Below are 18,202 nucleotides of genomic sequence, written 5' to 3' on the forward strand. Positions count from 1 at the left end.
CTCCTTCCAGGCTGTGTTCCTGAGGGCCTACCCGACCGTCGCCGCCGAAAACCGGCACACTCTCCCCACCGACGAGCGAGGGAAAGGCACCGCGGATGCCGGGCGGCAGGCTGAGCGATCAGGAGCGCGAGCAGATCGCGACCGGCTTGGTGGACGGCCTGGGGTTCGCCGAGATCGCCAGGCAGCTCGGGCGGCCGACCTCCACCGTGAGCCGGGAGGTGGCCCGCAACGGAGGCGCCGCCGAGTACCGGGCCGACCAGGCGCGCACGAGCACCTGGGCCAGGGCCAGGCGCCGCAAACCGGTCTTCCACCCGGCGGCGTCTCCACCCGCTGACCAGCACGGACGCGATCCGCGATCCATGACCGACTTCGCCGGGCAGTTCGCCGAGCTGATGGTCCGGACCGGGGTGCCCCGCATGGCCGCTCGCGTGCTCACCGCCCTGGTCACGGCCGACTCCGGGAGCCTGACCGCCGCCGAGTTGGTGCGGCAGCTCGCGGTCAGCCCCGCCTCCGTGTCCAAGTCGGTGGCCTACCTCGAAGGGCTCGAGCTCGTCCGCCGCGAGCGCGAGGGGTCGCGGGGGCGCGAGCGGTACCTCATCGACGACGACGTCTGGCTCCAGACGTGGATGACCAGCGCCCGCACGAACCAGATGCTCGCCGAGACGGCGCAGCGCGGCGTCGAGGTCTTCGACCGCGCCACGCCCACCGGCGCCCGCTTGGCGAAGATGGCGCAGTTCTTCGCGCAGCTCAGCGACGACATGACCGGTGGCGGCCTCACCGAATCCGTCCTGCGCGACGTCCTGACCGTCCTAGCCGCCCTCGTGCACGCGGCCCGCCCACTCACCGTCGCCGAGCTGTCCACCGCGCTCGACTGGTCGCCGGAACGCGTAGCCGAAGCCCTTCGCAATGCCGACCAACGCCCCGACCTAGCTGGCCCCGTCGCCGTCCTGCGCTTGGCGGACGGTGCGTTCGTAGCTGGTGCCGCGCCTGACCGCCTCACTCCGGCACAGCGCGACGCACTCAACAGTTCGTGAATTGAAGTCGCAACGCACGTTGAGAATTTTGATTTACCTGAATCGGTTGCGGCGGTGGGTCCCGCTGCGTCATGCTGCCTGGGGTTTTGGTCACAATGCGAATGTGAGAGGTGCTCCTGAATGTCCGTTCAGCTTGTTGACGCGCCGACCAGTGCACACGCCGCCGCAGGCGACGTGGAAGCCGAGCTGTCCGTTCTGTCCGCTCTGGAAAGTGACGTGACCGGTGCTTTTCCGACCATGAACTGTCCGACTTTTCTCTCGGGCTTTCCGAAGTGCTGCTCGCTCGCTGATTTCTGATCGATGAGCGAAGCCCGGGGGCGCGGTGACGCAATCGTTGTCGAGGATCGCCACCGCGTTCTCGGTGCGCGACTGGTCGACCGGACGGCCGCACCGTTCGCGGTGCTGGCCGAGCCGCTGATCGGCTGGGCGCACGAGGGCTTGGTGGAGACAGCGCCCGCGGTGCTCGACGCGCGGCGCTGGGCGGAGATGCTGCTGCCCGATCTGGCGCGCAGGCTCAACGGCATGGCGCAGCGGGTCTGCCTCGCCGAGCTGGCCGACGCTCGCGAGCGGGGCACTCTCGACGGCGAGGACAGCGAGCGCAGATTCGCGTATTTCTTGATCAAACTGGCCGATGAGCGCCAGTCGGTGCTGGACCGGTATCCCGTTCTCGAGCGGCAGCTGGCCGTTGTCACCGACCTCTGGGCCCGCCAGGCGGCCGAGTTCGCCGAGCGGCTGGCCCGAGACCTTCCTGACCTGGTCGAATGCTTCGCCGGGGGCGCGGACCCGGGTGCCGTCGTCGATGTCCGGCTCGGGCTCGGCGACCCCCACGGCGGTGCGCGGACCGTCTCGGTCGTGGAATTCGAGGGCGGGCTCCGATGCGTGTACAAACCGCGCCCGCTCGCCACTGATGTCCATTTCAAGGCTCTGTTGGAGTGGGTGAACGAACGCCTCGCAGGGCCTGAGCTGCCGACACTGCGCTGCCTGAATCGCGGCGAGTACGGATGGACGGAGTTCGTCGAAGCGTCCGACTGCGAGCCCGGTGAATCAGTTGAGCGACTGTTCCGCAGGTACGGCGGACTGCTCGCGGTCCTCTACCTCGTGCACGCCGGTGACTGCCATGTCGAGAACGTGATCGTCTGCGGAGAACGTCCGTTTCTCATCGACATCGAGACGGTTTTCCAACCGCTGTTCCCCTCGATGAACTCCGGCTCCGGTTCCGCGGCTGAAGCGACCGCCGCGGCCATGCGTGACGGCTCGGTCCTCTTCAGCGGTCTCCTGCCCGTCGGTGCCCGCCCCGCCGACGCGACGGAAGTGGCTGGTCTCGGGTCGTCCGCCGTCGCGCCGCGCCCAGGCGCCGCACAACCCAAGGCCGTGGTCGTGGACGCGGGCACCGATCGCATGCGCGTCGAGTTCAGGCCGCAGCTCGCTGAGCCCGCCGCGCAGTCACGGACTCCCCGCCCGATCGAGCACCTGGAGGACGTCCTCTCCGGCTTCGCCGCGACGTACGACGTGTTCGTCCGCCACCGCGCCGAACTGCTCGACGAGGCTGGCCCGCTCGCGGCCTTCTCGGGCGATCGCGTCCGCTGCATCGTGCGGGACACGATGGTGTACGGCCTCCTGTTGTCCACTTCCTTCCACCCGAGCCTGCTGCGCGACACCGCAGACCGTCAGCGGCACTTCGACCGGCTCCGCGCTGACGTCGCGCGACGGCCTGGGTTGGCCGCGTTCGTCGAAGCTGAACAGCGGGACATGTGGCGCAACGACGTCCCGCTGTTCACGGTGGGCGTTGACGGCGGTCCCGTCCACGCCGCCGACGGCACGCCCCTGACCGACCTCGCCGTGCGATCCGGCATGAGCATCGCTCGCGACGTCCTCGACCGGCTCGGCTCGGACGACCTGGAGTTGCAGACCTGGCTCATCCGCACAGCAGTCACCTCGGAGACGATCCGATCGGAGCTGACCGTCGCGCGCGAGCGCCACGAGCCGACCCCCACAGCCCAGCCCGTGGACCGGACGCGGCTCGCCGCCGCTGCCGACGCGCTCGCGGAAAAGGTCGCGGCCTTGGCGGTCAGCGCCGAAGGCGAGGCGGTCTGGCTCGGTTGTTCGACCGGCCGCAGCGGCAACTACGCGGTCGGCCTGCTCGGCGCGGGGTTCTACGACGGGCTCACCGGCATCGCGACCTTCCTCGCGCGCCACGGCGAGCTGCGCGGTTCTCGCGAATCGACGCGCTTGGCGGCCGAAGCCGCGCGCTCCGCAGTGCGCCAGGTCGAGCGCATCCCAGAAATCGGCGTTGTGGGACTGCAAGGCGCGGGAGGCCTGATCTACGGGCTCACGCAGCTGCACGCCCTCGTCCCCGACCAAGATCTCCTCGGCCAGGCGCTGTCGATCGCGAAACACTTGCGCTCCGCAGTGGACGCCGACGAGCAGTTCGAGGTCGTGGGCGGAGGCGCAGGCGCGATTTTCGGGCTCGCCGCGCTGCACCACGTGCGCCCCGACGGCGTCGTCCGCGACGCGATCGCCGCCGCGGCCGACCGGCTCGCGTCCCAGCAGCAGCCGTGCGCGGTCGGAGCGGGCTGGACGGTCGCCGCGCTCAGGAACATGGGCTTGGGCGCTGATCCTCTCGGTGGCTTCGCACACGGCGTCTCCGGAATCGCGGCCGCGTTGGCCGTCGCGACCCAGGTGCTCGGTGACGGTCGCTACGAGGAAGCGATGCGTGCGGCCTTGGCCTACGAGGCGCACCTGTTCGACGCCGAAACGGGGCACTGGCGCGATGTCCGCCGCGACGTCAAGACCGAACTCCTCTTCGCCACCGACGGGAGCGGTTCCGACCAAGCGGTCGCCTGGTGCCACGGAGCGCCCGGGATCGGTATCGCGCGCCACATCGTGCTCGACGTCATCGACGACCCGGCCTGGCGCGAAGAACTGAACACCGCCACCGCGGTCACGCTGAAGTCCGGCTTCGGCAGCGACCACTCCCTCTGCCACGGAGACCTCGGCAACCTCGACTTCCTCCTCCTGGCCGCACAACGCGACCCCGCCCTGACCGACGCGATCTACCGGCAAGCTGCTGGAGTGCTCGACGGGGTCGACGACCACGGGTGGCGCTGCGGCATGCATCCGAATCTGGTCGGAGCCGGTTTGTTCACCGGCTTGGCAGGGATCGGCTACGGCGTGCTCCGCCTGCTCGACCCGGAGAGCGTGCCCTCGGTCCTCGCGCTCGAACCACCGCCGGGGGAATGACCGGTTTCTGCAAGACCGCCGTCGCGGCGGCGAAGCACGATGAGCGCATGACGATCGACCTCGCCGCCGCCTCCGCGTTCATGGCCGGGCACGCCCGCGTGCTCGACCGCCGCCGCTTCGAGCTGCTGGTCGGAGGCGGTGACCCCACAGCCGTGCTCGCCGCGCTGGACGCCTACCGCAACCCGGACGGCGGCTACGGCTGGGGACTAGAACCCGACCTGCGGTCACCGGAGAGCCAGCCCGGCGCGGCCCTGCACGCCTTCGAAGCCTTGGGCGACATCGGGCCCGTGTGCGCACCCCAAGCCGTGGCGCTCTGCGACTGGCTCGCGTCGGTGTCGCTCCCCGACGGCGGTCTGCCGTTCGCGCTACCGCTGACCATCTCCGCCGCCTCAGCACCGTGGTGGCAGAACGCCGAGCCGGGGTCCTCGCTCCAGATCACCTCGATCACCGCCGCCGAGGCACTGCGCGTCGCGGCCCACGACCCCGCCGTGGCCGCGCACCCGTGGCTCGACCGCGCGATTCACTACTGCTTCGAAGCGATCAGGCGGATCGAGGGACAGCCCTTCGCCTACGTCCTGTCCTTCGCGATCCGCTTTCTGGACGCCGTGCACGACCGCTACCCGGACGAGGCCATGGAACTCTTCCGCGCGCTCGCCGCGCACGTGCCAGCGGACGGCCGGGTGCTCGTCGACGGCGGCACCGAGGAGGAGTCGCTGCACCCACTGGACTTCTCGCCGCGCCCCGGACTGCCGTCACGGTCCCTGTTCACCCCAGAGGTGATCGCCGCCGACCTCGACCGCCTCGCGCGTCTCCAGCAGGACGACGGCGGCTGGATCGTCGACTACGCCAAGATCTCGCCGGCGGGTGCCCTGGACTGGCGCGGCTACACGACCGTTCACGCCGTCCAGGTGCTCTCCGAAGCTAGGCGTTCTCCGTCCTGACCGGCTGTTCCACGACCAGTTCCAGGCCGGAGCCCTCCGAGAGCAGCAGGGTCGGCGTGAGCGGGTTCGGCTCGTAGTCCGAGTCGAGCACCATCTTGGCGAGCTGGTCGGACCAGTACGAGCTGGCGCCGGTGACGTAGATCTGGTCCGGGCACGGCAGCGCGATGAGCAGCTGCTCCTCCTCCAGGATGCCGGAGATCCACTCGTGGAAGTCCGGCGCCACCACCGCCGACCCGGCGAAGTAGCCCTCCCGCTCCAGGCTGACCATCCGGTCCGGGGTCTCCTCGCTACCCCTGATCTGCGCCGTGAGCCCCGCCATCAGGTTCGCCGTCGCCTCCGCCATCAGCTCGTCGACGCCGCGCTCGCCGAGCTGGTCCTCGACGACGTGGTGCATGCCGATCGTGCCCTCCGAGGTCATGCTGACGTGGGCGAAGGACGCGAAAAGCGTCCCGGGGACGATCGGCACGTGCGGGAAGTGAGCCAGATCGGGCGAGGAGGACGTGCTGCGCAGGATCGGCAGCAGCGTGCCCTCGACCCGCTGCTCGGCCTTCTTCTCCTGCGCCTTCTGCAGCTGGCTGCGCCGCATCGCCTCGCGAACGCGCTGCCGGATCTCGTCCTCGCTCAGGGACTGCTCACTCACCCGGGAAGGCTATCGCCCGAGCTCGCGACGAGGGTCGCGTGAGGCCGGGTTGACCTCAACCTGAGTTCTGGTTGGAAGCTGCTCGCATGACAGCGACGAGTGAGCAGCAGGAGATCGAGGCCATCGAGCGAGTGGTCGCCGAGGTCGAGCACGCACAGCGCAACGAGCTGGTGGAGGAGTTCGTCGGACTGTTCCGCGAGGACGCCGTCTGGACGACCGGCCACGGCAAGGTCCTCATCGGCCGCGACGCCATCGCGGAGTTCACCCGCAAGGTGCTCCCGGGCGCGACGGCCGACTCCACCGCCACCTACGAGGTCGTGCACGTGCTGTTCATCCGGCCCGACGTCGCCGCGGTGAAGGTGCGCCAGCGCTACCTGACCCTCGATGGCGAGCCCGTGCCAGGGGACGGCGAAGGCGCCCCGCTGTACGTGATGACCAAGGAGGAAGGGCGCTGGCGCCTCACCGTGTGCCAGAACACCGTGGTCGTCGGCTAGCTCAGGCCCTCGAAGTACTCCTTCATCTTCGGGTAGAACTCGCTGAACTCGGGCTGGGCGGTCCCCTCCCGCGCCGCGACGAGCATGTCGAGGTAGTACTCCCAGCCAGGCCCGATCTCGCCGATGCCCTCGACCGACTCGAGGTGGTGGGTCAGCTGCAGCGTGGTCACGCCGTCCTTCTCGGACAGCGCCAGCGCCAGCCTCCAGTTGCCGACCTCGTCCTTCATCGACACCTCGAGCTGCCGGGGTGCCGCGCAGGATTCGATGCGCACGTCGCACCACGGCTGCTGCTCCTCGAAGGCCAGCTGAAGCTTGATCATCTGACCTGGGCCGGCGTCGCCCTTCCACGGCCCGAACCACCGCGCGGTGCGTTCGGACTCGGTGACGCTGGCCCAGACGTCGTCGATGGGCGCGCGAAAAGTGCGGTCCATCACCAGTTCGGCACCGGAGTCGGTGTGGAGCAGGCGGGCGGTAGGTGTGCGGCTCATGCTGTTTCTCCTTCTTGCAGGTCTTGTGCGCGGCGTTCGCGCCGAGTCCGGTAGACCTCGGTCTCCAGAGCGTCGAGGCGGTGCTCCCAGCCGGACGGCCGGGCGAAGGTGGCCAGCCACTCGGCGAGCTCGGTCATCCGCTCCGGGTGCAGCACGTAGAACCGCTGTCTGCCGACAAGTTCGTCGTGCACCAGCCCGCTGTCCCTGAGCACCCGCAAATGGCGGCTCACAGCGGGACGGCTGATCGGGAAGCGGTCAGCGAGCTCTCCCGCCGACCGCCGCTGCTCGCGCAGCAGGGTCAGGATTTCCCGTCGCACCGGGTCTGCGATCGCTCCGGCCACCTCGTCCACACCAAAAGCGTAACCTACTGGTTACGCGTTCCGCCAGTCCCGAAATCGCGGCCGATCGGTGCCCCAGCGAGTCGGTGCGTCGCTCCAGGTCTGCGGGCAGCCGTCGTAGTGCATGGGCGGCAGGGCATGCCTCAGCTCGCCGTAAGCGGACGTGGCCGTGGCCAACCAGGGCTCAGCCGAGTACTCCGCGCCCTCCAGTACCGCGGAGCGGATTTCGCGCACCAACCACGCCGCCGTCCCCGCCAGCGAGAACCGCACGGTCCGCCCACGCCGCTCGCTGAGCGCGCGCAAGACCGCCGCGGCCAGCAAGTACCCGGTGCCGTGGTCGAGCGCTTGAGCGGGCAGGACACCCGGCTGATCGCCAGTTCCCTCGATCGCCGCGATGCCGTTCGCGGCTTGGACGAGGCTGTCGAAACCGCGACGCCGCGCCCACGAACCACTCCAACCCCACGCGCACAGCTGAGCCACGACCAACCCGGGCCGCCGCTCGCGCATCGCCTCAGCGGAGAGACCGAGCCGGTCGAGCGACCCCGGCCGATACCCCGTGACAACGACATCCGCCGCGTCGAGAAGCTCGTCGAAACCACCTCGGTCCGCACGATCCGCGAGGTCGAGAAGAGTCGAGCGCTTGCCCTGGCCCGTGTCCGCGTGAGCGTCATCGCTCTCCGCGAGCCGAGGGCTGTCCACACGCAACACATCCGCTCCCAGCAAGGCGAGCGTGCGCGTCGCGATCGGCCCCGCGATGACCCTGGTCAGATCGAGAACGCGCACCCCACTGGCAGGCAACGAAGCACCTGGCAGAGCGCGCGCCGCATCGCCGAAGTCAAAGGTCTCCACGAGCGGGTGATCGGGCGTGTCCGACGACACCGCAACGGCCAAGCCGCCCGCCGAGTAGACCGCCTCCTGAACCCACTCCGCCCGGCAGGTGCTCAACCTGTCGGCCAGGACCTCCGCCAGCCGTTCGTCGTCCCCGGCGTCCGCGAGGCCAAGCGCGCGCAGCAACCGAGCACGATGGTGCGGGTAGTTCGCGTGCGTTCGGACCCAACCGTCCGCAGTCCGCCAGAAGCCCGACAACGGCGCGAACCCGACCGTCGCGCGGCCGTCCACCCGAAGGTGCCTTTCACTGACGAAAGCCGTCGCGACTGCCGCCTCATGCACGCGCACCGCAGGAACCGCGGTTCCATTTCGCGCCGCCAGCAGCTCCGCCGCAGCGAGCGAGCACGCGCCCACGGTCGCCCGCGCCAACTCTCGAACGGGCAATCGAGCCGGAAGTACACCTCGCGCTCCCACATAGGTCACCCCGTGGACCATCTCCGCGTGGCCACCGAGTGCGTTCCAGGCCTGCGCAGTCGCGAAATCCGGCATGCCTCAGTGTGGCTTTCGTGACCGGTCACAAGCACCAGCTGCGCAATCTGGGCGGAATCCCACTCAGATTCACGTTCCCACCCCTCACCATGTGAACACGCGCTACAACAACGGTGTTGGAGGCTGGGATGCGGCTGGGTCGACGAATCTGGGCTGGAGTCCTCTGCGTCGCCACCGCGGCAGCGGTGACCGCAGCACCCGCGCAAGCGCGTGAACCGCTGAACTACGTGGCGCTCGGAGACTCCGCGGCCGCTGGGCCGCTGATCCCGAACCAGGACATCAACCTCCTGTGCCTGCGCTCGAACAACAACTACCCGGCGATCGCAGCCAAGTCCCTCGGCGCCAAGCTCACCGATGTGAGCTGTTCCGGCGCGACGACGAGCGACCTCACCAACCGCCGCTTCGGCGTTCTCGCGCCCCAACTCGACTCGTTGAGCACCACGACCGGCCTGGTCACCGTCACGATCGGCGCCAACGACTCCGGGCTGTTCACCCACGCGCTCTCGTGCATCAACCTCCTGCCCGAGCCGATCGGGTTCTCCTGCGCGGACCGGCTCACAGCGGGCGGCAGAGACACCATCGGCGAGGCCGTCGATGCGTGGGCACCGAAGTTCGGGGCCGCGCTCGACGAGATCCGGCGCCGCGCTCCGAACGCGAAGGTGCTGGTCACCGGCTACGGCACCTACGTGCGCCCCAACGGCTGCTTCCCCGTCCAACCGGTGTGGGCGCGGGACGCCAACTACCTCCAGCGCATCATGAACAAGATCAGTTCGACGGCGCGTGAGAACGCGCTCGCCCGCGGAATGCGGTTCGTCGACTTCGCCGCGGTGACGGTCGGGCACGACATCTGCGCGGCACCGAAGGACCGGTACCTCGAAGGGCTCGTCCCGACGCACATCGCGGCCCCGCTGCACCCCAACGCGCAGGGCATGGCCGCCTTCGCCAACGCGGTCGTCGCGGCAGCCGCCTCCAAGGCCCGCTGACGCGACCAGCTAGCGCGGCGTCGCCCGAGCCGCGAGCGCCGCGCTGATCAAGGCGATGTCCGCGACGCTCGTCGGGTCGAGCCCGGTCAGTTCCGCGATCCGCCGGAGCCGGTAGTCGACCGTGTTCGGATGCACGTGCAGGTCCGTCGCGGTCGGCCGCCGGCTCCCACGCCGCAGATAGGTCTCCAAGGTCTGCACCAGCTCCTCGTTCCCGTCGAGCGGGCGCAACATCGCGGCGAGCCGGTCGCGCGCGGCGCTCGGCCGCGACAACTGGTACTCCAACAGCACGTCATCCAGCCGGTACACGCCGCTGGGCTTGCCCGAAGCCGCCGCGACCGCGCGAACCTCATCAGCCAGCTTCGCCGCCCCGGCGACCTCCTGAGGAGCGACCGCGGTGACCCCGCCGGTGATCTCCGCCCCCGCCGCCCGAGCCACGTCAGCGACGATCCGCCGCAACCGATCCCAATCCCGATCACCCACCTCGCCGACCGGCGTCGGATGCGGCAGCAGCGCGATCCCGCCCGCAGGCGTGAGCGAGGACAGCACCGGCCCCCTGATCTGGCGCTCCAGTTCCGCCCGGAGCCGCCTGAGCTTGCGCCGCCCGGCGACCAACTGGTCCACGCCGGTCTGGGTCTCGTCCGGATGACTGCCCACAGAGAGCGCCAGCACCAGGTAGCACGGTGGCAGCCGGAACCCGGTCCGGCCCGCCGCGGCATCAGCGGGCGCGCCGTCCAACAGCGCCGTCAACAGGGTGTGCCGCGCCGAACGCTCGTCGTCGAAGAGCGTCTGCCGCTGGTCGAGATAGCCAGCGCCCACCGCGGGCGTGATGAGCTCCAGGTAGCGCAACGCCAGCGAGTTCACCGCCATCACGTCGTGCACCTCCTCCGGGCGCACCTCCGGCGTCAACGACTCCCACACCACCTGGACACCGATGTGATACGCCGTGAGCACGATGTCGATCGGGATGCCCTCCTCGGCCCGCCGCGCCGCCGACTCCCGCAAGAAGGCCAGCTCCTCAGCGCTCGGCAGGGACTTCGTCCGCACCATGGCGACGAACGACCGCAACGTCTGCGCGATCACCCGGTTGATATCGCCCGCGAGCTCCTCGGACGGCAGCAGGCCGTACGCGGGGATGCGCGAGGTCACCGCGGCGAGCACCAGTTCGGTGAGCGCGGGCAGGTCCTCGGTGAGCCGCTCGTGCAGCGCACGCCCGCCGAGGTGGAACGGCTCCCGGTCAGCCATCGAGGTTGTTACCCATCACAACATCCGGCGCAGAACTCTGGGATACGAGCCATATCTCCTCCGCGTGTTCGTGACCCATCATCACACTTCCGGGTTCCCGCGTCGAAGGAGACGCACCATGCGCGAGGTCGTCGTCGCCCCGCTCGCTCCCGCCCCCGAGAGGGGCGGCCTGGCGGAACTGGTCTACGCCAACGCCGAGGAGGCGCCGGACCACGTCGCGTTCCGGCGCAGAACCTCCGACGGCTGGTCTCCGGTGACTGCCAGGGAGTTCCGCGACCAGGTGCAGCGGCTCGCCAAGGGCCTCGTCGCGGCGGGGGTCCGCCCGGGGGAGCGGGTCGCGATCCTGTCGTCCACCCGCTACGAGTGGACGCTGTTCGACTTCGCGATCTGGGCCGTCGCGGCGGTGCCGGTGCCGATCTACCCGACCTCGTCACGCGAACAGATCGAGTGGATCGTCACGGATTCCGGCGCGACAGCGGTCGTCGTCGAGTCCTCCGAGCACGAGGAGAAGGTCGCCGGGTTGCCGCTGCTACGAGGGGTGTGGCGGATCGACACGGTCGAGGACCTCATGGCGCGCGGCGAGGGCGTCGCGGACACGGAGGTCGACGAACGGCGCGAGACCGTGTCGCCCAAGGACGTCGCGACGCTCATCTACACGTCAGGGACCACCGGACGCCCCAAGGGGTGCGTGCTCACGCACGCCAACTTCTTCGCTGAGGCCGGCAACGTCGCCGAACTGCTGAGCCCGCTCTTCAAGGGCAAGGACGTGTCCACGCTGCTGTTCCTGCCGCTGGCGCACGTGTTCGGCAGGATGGTGCAGGTCGGCTCGGTGCTCGCGCGCGTCACGCTCGGCCACACCGCCGACGTGAAGAACGTCGTCAACGACCTCGCGGCCTTCCGCCCCACGTTCGTGCTCTCCGTGCCGTACGTCTTCGAGAAGATCTACAACAGCGCCCGGCAGCGAGCCGAGTCCGAGGGCAAAGCCAGGATCTTCGACGCCGCGGTCGCGACCGCGATCAAGTACTCGGAGGTCGCCAAACCCGGGCTGGCACTGCGAATCCGGCACGCCGTCTTCGACCGGCTGGTCTACCAAAGGTTGCGCTCCGTCCTCGGTGGACGGTGCAGCTACGCCATCTCCGGGGGCGCCGCGCTCGGGCGCAGGCTCACGCACTTCTACCGCGGCATCGGTCTCACCGTGTTCGAGGGCTACGGCCTGACGGAGACCACCGCCGCCGTGTCGATCAACGCGCCGAGCGCGGTCAAGGCGGGAACGGTCGGCCGGCCGGTGCCCGGCACCACGATCCGGATCTCCGACGACGGCGAGGTCCTGATCAAGGGAGGCGTGGTCTTCTCCGGCTACTGGGGCGCCTCGTCAGAACAGGACGAGTGGTTCGCGACGGGCGATCTGGGCTCACTCGACGAGGACGGATTCCTCAGCATCACCGGCCGCAAGAAGGAGATCCTGGTGACCAGCGGCGGCAAGAACGTCGCGCCCGCGGTCATCGAGGACCGGATCACCGCCCACCCCCTCGTCGGCCAGGCCGTGGTCGTGGGCGACGGCCGCAAGTTCGTCGCCGCCCTGGTCACCATCGACCGCGAACACCTCGCCCACTGGAAGAAGCACAACAGCAAGCCGGACGGAGCGACAGCTGCCGACCTCGTCGAGGACCGCGATCTCCTCGCCGAGGTCCAGCGGGCAGTCGACGCCGGCAACGAAGCGGTGTCCGCCGCCGAGGCAGTGCGCCGCTTCCGAGTCCTGCCAACGGAGTTCAGCATCGACGGAGGCCACCTCACCCCCTCGCTGAAGCTCCGCCGCAGCCAGATCATGAACGACTTCGCCGACGAGGTGGAATCCCTGTACGAGCCGCGTTAGCTGCGCCTCCCACAGCGTGGGGTTGGCGCGGCTCACGCACCTAGTGCAGCAAGCGGCGGCTCACCGAGCAGTCCCCTCCGTCCGCGCAGCGACGGTCCGAGCAGCGACGGTCCGAGCTGGGCGAATCTCGGCAGCGACCGGATTCCCCATCCAAGCCGTGCCCTCCGGCAGGCTCTCGCCACGCATCACCAACGAATTCGCTCCAACGCTGCCGTGCGCTCCGACAGTGGAGTCGAACAGCACCACCGACCTCGGCCCGACCGTCGCGCCCCGACCGATGTGTATCGGCCCCAGACGCATGATGCGGTCGTGGAACAGGTGTGTCTGCACCACGCAGCCCCGGTTCACCACCGCGCCATCGCCCAGCGTCACCAGGTCCGGCTCTGGTAGCCATCGCGTCTCGCAGTGCACGCCACGCCCGATCTTCGCACCCATGCCGCGCAACACCATCGAGAACAACGGCGTGCCGATCAACGCCGTCCCCGCCCACCGTGTCACGAGCTCCTCGAAGAACACCGCGGCGAGCTCGTTGCGCCACACGAACGAACTCCACAGTGGACGTTCACGGGGAACGTGCTTGCCGACCAACACCCACTTCGCCGCGATGGCGACAGCGACCGCGACCACCGCCGCCGCGGGCGTCAACCAGCTAGCCGCGAGCGCAGCGGCGACAATCCCCTGGGAAGTAAGCAGAAAACTGAGCAAGACGACAGTGAACAACGCGAGCCCGTAGCTCACCATCACGGGAAGCAGGCGACAGGTTTCGATCAGCATCCGCGCCACGACCAGGCGACGTGGTGGATCGTAGGTCCTCGCGGTCGACCCACCTTCTACCTTGCGCGGCAGCAACATCGCTGGCCGGCCAAGCCACGAGGTGTTCTCAGGAACCCTCTTCGGCGCACTGGACAGCACTCCGAGCAGCGACCCGTCCGGAACCCAGCGACCGTGACCCACCTCGGCGGAGTTGCCGATGAACGTCCGATCGCCCACGCGAGCCGTTCCCACCGCCAGCCAGCCGTTGCGCAGCTCGTAAGGAGCCAGGCTGGTGTCATCGGCGAGGAAGCTTCCCGAGCCGACCGCCATCATGCTCGGCAGCCCCGCGACCGTGGAGACCTCAGTACCCCGACCGATCTTCGCCCCGAGCATCCGAAGCCAGGTCGACGTGAGCAGCCCCGCGTACAAGGAGAACAACGTGCCGCGTGCCCCCGTGGTGAACCGCTGAACGAGCCACGCGCTCCACCCCGCGAGGCTGTCCACACGGTGCACTCCCGGCTTCACAGCGAAGTTCAGCAGGCGGACCACCAGAACGGTTGAACCCGCGTACGTGACCAGAGAACCCAATGCCGCGAGCGGAACCACCCACGCGGCCGTCGCAACGGTCATCGCACTGGTGACCAACGACCCCAACACCAGCAGTCCAGGAAACGCGGAGAGCAGCACGATCACGCCGGTCAACAGCGGGGTCAGACCGTAGATCGTCCGCCACACCAACGATCGCCGCGCCGGACTCTCCGGCCACGCCTCGTCGACCTCACCGAGATCCCGCGCCGGAGCTCCGCCCCATTGATGCCCAGCGGAGACCGTGCCTCGCACCGAACTGCCCGAAAGGACCTCAGCGCCGTCCTCGACAACAGCGCCGTCCAACAGGGTCGAGTGCCCACCGATTCTACTGCCCGCACCGACATCGATGCCGCCAACGCGGACGCAGTCGCTGTCCAACCACCATCCTGCGAGATCGCTGTCCTGCTCGACCGCGGCGCGATCGCCGAACGTCGCCAGGCCGGTGACCGGCGGTAAAGCGTGCAGATCCACGTTCTGTCCCACGCGGCAACCCAATGCACGAGCGTAGTGGAGCACCCAGAAAGTGCCCGTGATCGAGGCTACGCCCACGGCGGTGACCCAGCGCTCGGCAGCCCACAACCTGAGGTGATTCCAACCAGCTCGACGGTGTTCCCCAGGACGTATCCCCGCAGTGGCCAGTCGCGCGCCGGCTGCGGCCAGCAGAACTCGACCTGGCGAGGTGAAGAACAGCAACCATGCGAGCCCGAGCCAGTACCACGGAACCGTTGAACTGATGCCCGGAATCCCAGCCAAGGCACTCAATTCCTGGAACGCGACGACGACCAACAGCAGCCGCAGACCCGCGACCGCGAATACGACGAGCGCGAACAGAGACTGCGCAAACCCGAAGAGCGCGAACGAGCCAGGCTTGACGCTCCTCATCCGGTTGTCCGCCTGCGGGGCACCGCTCTCATCAGCCAGTTTCTCGGCGAGCCCGCGCACCGTCGGATGCTGATAGATGTCCGCCACCGAGGCTTGCGGAAAGTGCTCACGCAGCCGCGAGACAAGATGGGCAACAGCGAGACTTCCCCCGCCAGAACTGAAGAAGTCGGAGTCCTCCGCCGGAGTCTGGCCCAGCACCGCGGACCAGTGCTCGGCGATGATCGCCTCTGCCTCGGACCACTCTGATATCGAAGCCTCTTCGAGCGGCCAGGGCAGCGCGTCCCGATCGACCTTCCCGGACGCGCGGATCGGCATCGTCGGCACGACGGCGAGCAGCGGGACGAGCGCGGACGGCAGGCGCTCCGCCAGCTGAAGCCTCGCCGCCACAATGTCCAAAGTGGACTCAGTGTCGTTCAGCACCAGGTAGCCGACGAGCACCGGAGCGCCGGTTTCCGTCTTGCGCACGACGCTGGCCGCCGTGGAAACGCCGGGCAGCGCGGCCAACGCCGCATCCACCTCGCCCAGTTCGACGCGTCGACCACCGATCTTCACCTGGTCGTCGGAACGCCCGACGAAGACCAAGCCCTCCGGGTCCGCCCGCACCACGTCACCACTGCGATAGGCCCGGCCCCAGCCCAATGACGGCAGCGGCGCGAACTTCTCCCTGTCCTTTGCCACATCGAGGTAGCGCGCCAGACCGACACCCCCGATGACCAGCTCACCGGTCTCACCCCAGGCGACCGGCTCGCCGCTCGGGCCGACAACCGCCAATTCCCAGCCCGCCAACGGAAACCCGATCCGTACAGGCAGATCTGCCGACACTCGGGCCGCGCTGGCCACCACGGTGGTCTCGGTCGGACCGTAGGTGTTCCACACCTCGCGCCCGGGAACATCGAGCTTGGCCGCCAACTCCTGGCTTGTCGCTTCGCCACCGAGGATCACCAGCCGCACACCTCCGAGCACGTCCGCAGGCCACAACCCAGCCAGCGTCGGCACCGTGGAGACGACGGTGATCCCCCTCTCCGCCAACCACGGCCCCAATTCAGCGCCTGCCCGCACGAGTTCGCGCGGCGCTGGAACCAGGCACGCACCATGCCGCCAGGCCAACCACATCTCCTCGCAGGAGGCGTCGAACCCGACCGAGAGCCCGGCGAGCACCCGGTCGGCGGGCCCCAGCGGATCGTCCGGCAGGAACAGTTCCGCCTCAGCATCGACGAACGCGGCCGCGCTGCGGTGAGTCACCGCCACGCCCTTCGGCTTTCCCGTCGAACCGGAAGTGAAGATGACCCAGGCGTCGTTCTCGGGCGCAGGCGGCCGAATGGGACGCCGACGCGCCGTCTCGCGCAGCTTTCGGACTTCCCCACCAGGACCAGCAACCGCGCAGACCTCCGCTTCCTGCCAGATCATCTCCGCACGTTCCACCGGATCGTCGAAGTCGACCGGCACGTACGCGGCGCCGACCGACAAGGTGGCGAGAATGCTCACATACAGTTCCGCGGTGCCGGAGGGGAGCCGAATCCCAACACGGTCGCCGAGCCCGATACCAGCTGCGCGCCAAGTGGTCACGACCTCGCCGACCCACTTGGCCAGGTCGGAGTAGGACAAGGTGGTCGCCCCGTCGTCGAGCGCCGGAGCGCAGGGCTGGGCGGCGACCGTGGTGTGGAAGATGTCCACCAAGGTGCGCTGGGACGGAGGGTCGGCCGCTGGGTAGGTCGCGCTGCCCATGGGTGTGGTCTCGCGGGCAGTGCTCAGCTGAGCGGCTAGTCCACTGGTCATGTGCGTAAGCCCTTGTGCCGTCGATTCGCGAAATTGATGTCGGAGATCGCGAATGGGGCTTCTGTCCGCATCTCGGATCTCACTGAGATCGAGTCGACCAGTGGAATGTTAAAGAAGTGTGTGAGTTGTGAGTGGGCGCTGTTGGTGGAGCTGCGCCGAGTGGGTGTACGGTCCGATGTCACCTGCGGGTTTGTTAGGAGCTTTCCGCGGAGAGCGGAAAACCGGGTTCGGGAATGTCAACAGATGGTTCGATGGCGTACTTCACTAAAGCCTTACACCAGTGCTGTGTGCCTGGCGTCCGGTACACGTTCAACGGTCACGGCGACGTGTTCCTGAACGCGTCGAGGGTCTTCGCCTTGAGCGTGCTGCGACCGCGGCGCCGTCTACGCGTCAGCTGCCCCAGGAGCACGCGGGTCCTCCGCGTCACCGTCGACGTTCTCCGTGGGATTCGGGTCGGCGATCGGTTCTGACTCGCTTTCGTAGACGCCTCCGGACGGCGTGATCCAGAGGTGTCTGCCGTCATCCAAGTGGTGACACGTCCAGCCGGACTCGTGCCGCATTCGCCGGTGGTGCTTGCACAACGACCTGAAGTCCGTCACCGACGCGGTGGTGTCGCTAGCGGGTGTGCAGTGGTCGACGGTGCAGTTCTCTGCGGGCTGGTCGCAGCCGATGGCTGAGCAGATGCCGTCTCGGGCTTTGACGAACTCCCGCAGCGCCTCGGAGGGCTCGTACTCCGTGCGCCCGACGTCGAGGGCGATGCCGGTGGCCGGGTCGGTGAGTATCCGCTTCCAGGTACCGCCCGCGGCAATCTCCTTGGCGACCGAAGCCGGGACGGGGCCGTATCCGGCGAGGACACCGGGTTCGTCGTTGATCCCGATCAGCGTGGTGAGGGGGACGGTCACCTGGACCTTCGCTTGCCACTGAGACGCATGATCTGCCATGCCCACGAGAAGATCCCGGGTGACGTCCGCTCGCCTCTGATCCAGCGTTCGCGGATCACCAGGGATGCCAAGGCTCCTGGCGAGTCGGTCGATGCGGCTCCACGCGAGCAAACCGTCAGCTGCCGTGAGCCGCACCCGGAGAGAACACATGCCGTCGTCGGCGTTCGTCTTCTTCACCAAGCGCTGTCGGCGTTTCTCCGCATGGCGCCTCTCCGCGCCCATCGGGTCGAGTTTGTAGACGAGCTGCGCCGCCCACTTCCGCAACGAGACGTAGGTTCGGGTCGGAGCGTATTCCAGGAGCTTGGCCTCCGCGCGGCCGGCCTCTGCTGCGGGAAGGAGTTGGACCTTGCCGACGATCAACAGGGCCTTGCCCAGATCGATCTTTCCGTCGCGAAGCGCGTTGAACACCGCCGGACGGGCGGTCACGGCCTGGGCCTGGCTCAGTAGCGTCCCGGCTTTGTGCCGGGACATCGACAGCAGTGCGCCGACGTCGTCGCTGGAGTACGGCTCGTCGCGCTTCTCCGTGGGACCGGTGAACTTGATCAATAGTTCAGCGAGTACTGCCTGTGCCGCGCACAGGGCGCGGAAGGCGCCCGCGAGCTCGCGGGCAGT

Annotated in this window: 14 protein-coding genes; 7 read left to right on the plus strand and 7 right to left on the minus strand. The window is 68.7% G+C overall.

What is annotated here, in order from left to right:
* The first annotated feature begins 95 nt into the window (after positions 1-95).
* The 4 genes from CCN37_RS09535 to CCN37_RS09545 all read left to right on the plus strand — a co-directional run bounded on the left by CCN37_RS09535 (position 96) and on the right by CCN37_RS09545 (position 5,215).
* Positions 96-1,034, plus strand: a complete 939-nt coding sequence (locus CCN37_RS09535; RefSeq protein WP_086820334.1) for a MarR family transcriptional regulator — start codon at positions 96-98, stop codon at positions 1,032-1,034.
* 120 nt (positions 1,035-1,154) lie between these two features.
* Positions 1,155-1,331, plus strand: coding sequence for a hypothetical protein (locus tag CCN37_RS39720; RefSeq protein WP_168200597.1), 177 nt, complete (start codon positions 1,155-1,157; stop codon positions 1,329-1,331).
* Between the two features lie 3 nt (positions 1,332-1,334).
* A complete protein-coding gene (locus CCN37_RS09540; protein ID WP_086820335.1) occupies positions 1,335-4,274 on the plus strand; it encodes a type 2 lanthipeptide synthetase LanM family protein in 2,940 nt (979 codons plus the stop codon).
* A gap of 47 nt (positions 4,275-4,321) precedes the next feature.
* A complete protein-coding gene (locus CCN37_RS09545; RefSeq protein ID WP_086820353.1) occupies positions 4,322-5,215 on the plus strand; it encodes a hypothetical protein in 894 nt (297 codons plus the stop codon).
* On the opposite strand, the gene CCN37_RS09550 is transcribed toward CCN37_RS09545, so the two are convergent.
* Positions 5,196-5,855, minus strand: a complete 660-nt coding sequence (locus tag CCN37_RS09550) for a hypothetical protein (protein ID WP_086820336.1) — start codon at positions 5,853-5,855, stop codon at positions 5,196-5,198. The genes CCN37_RS09545 and CCN37_RS09550 overlap by 20 nt on opposite strands.
* A gap of 86 nt (positions 5,856-5,941) precedes the next feature.
* Here CCN37_RS09550 and CCN37_RS09555 point away from each other — a divergent pair, with 86 nt between their 5' ends.
* Complete coding sequence (locus CCN37_RS09555) at positions 5,942-6,349, plus strand: SgcJ/EcaC family oxidoreductase (RefSeq protein WP_086820337.1); 408 nt, start codon at positions 5,942-5,944, stop codon at positions 6,347-6,349.
* Here CCN37_RS09555 and CCN37_RS09560 read toward each other — a convergent pair.
* The 3 genes from CCN37_RS09560 to CCN37_RS09570 are packed head-to-tail and all read right to left on the minus strand — an operon-like array spanning position 6,346 to position 8,189.
* Entirely contained in the window at positions 6,346-6,837 is a 492-nt protein-coding gene (locus tag CCN37_RS09560) for an SRPBCC family protein (RefSeq protein WP_086820338.1), read from the minus strand. The two genes, CCN37_RS09555 and CCN37_RS09560, sit on opposite strands and share 4 nt — an antisense overlap.
* Positions 6,834-7,187, minus strand: coding sequence for a metalloregulator ArsR/SmtB family transcription factor (locus tag CCN37_RS09565; protein WP_086820339.1), 354 nt, complete (start codon positions 7,185-7,187; stop codon positions 6,834-6,836). Before CCN37_RS09565 ends, CCN37_RS09560 begins: the two co-directional genes overlap by 4 nt.
* Positions 7,188-7,208: 21 nt before the next feature.
* Entirely contained in the window at positions 7,209-8,189 is a 981-nt protein-coding gene (locus tag CCN37_RS09570) for a CoA transferase (protein ID WP_246842916.1), read from the minus strand.
* A 548-nt stretch (positions 8,190-8,737) separates the two neighbouring features.
* Between CCN37_RS09570 and CCN37_RS09575 the strand changes: the two genes are divergently transcribed.
* On the plus strand, positions 8,738-9,535 hold the full coding sequence (locus tag CCN37_RS09575) for an SGNH/GDSL hydrolase family protein (protein ID WP_246842917.1): 798 nt from the start codon (positions 8,738-8,740) through the stop codon (positions 9,533-9,535).
* Positions 9,536-9,544: 9 nt separating this feature from the next.
* Here the strand turns inward: CCN37_RS09575 and CCN37_RS09580 are convergent, their stop codons facing one another.
* Positions 9,545-10,777: a CdaR family transcriptional regulator gene (locus tag CCN37_RS09580; protein ID WP_086820342.1), complete on the minus strand. Its 1,233-nt coding sequence runs from the start codon at positions 10,775-10,777 to the stop codon at positions 9,545-9,547.
* 118 nt (positions 10,778-10,895) lie between these two features.
* Here CCN37_RS09580 and CCN37_RS09585 point away from each other — a divergent pair, with 118 nt between their 5' ends.
* Complete coding sequence (locus CCN37_RS09585; RefSeq protein WP_086820343.1) at positions 10,896-12,650, plus strand: long-chain fatty acid--CoA ligase; 1,755 nt, start codon at positions 10,896-10,898, stop codon at positions 12,648-12,650.
* A gap of 60 nt (positions 12,651-12,710) precedes the next feature.
* On the opposite strand, the gene CCN37_RS09590 is transcribed toward CCN37_RS09585, so the two are convergent.
* Both CCN37_RS09590 and CCN37_RS09595 read right to left on the minus strand, forming a co-directional pair.
* A complete protein-coding gene (locus CCN37_RS09590) occupies positions 12,711-16,649 on the minus strand; it encodes a Pls/PosA family non-ribosomal peptide synthetase (protein WP_086820344.1) in 3,939 nt (1,312 codons plus the stop codon).
* A 383-nt stretch (positions 16,650-17,032) separates the two neighbouring features.
* On the minus strand, positions 17,033-18,202 hold a 1,170-nt coding region (locus CCN37_RS09595), incomplete at its 5' end, for a DUF222 domain-containing protein (RefSeq protein ID WP_143261531.1).

It is taken from the genome of Allokutzneria sp. NRRL B-24872, assembly GCF_002155965.1.
Lineage (GTDB): Bacteria > Actinomycetota > Actinomycetes > Mycobacteriales > Pseudonocardiaceae > Allokutzneria.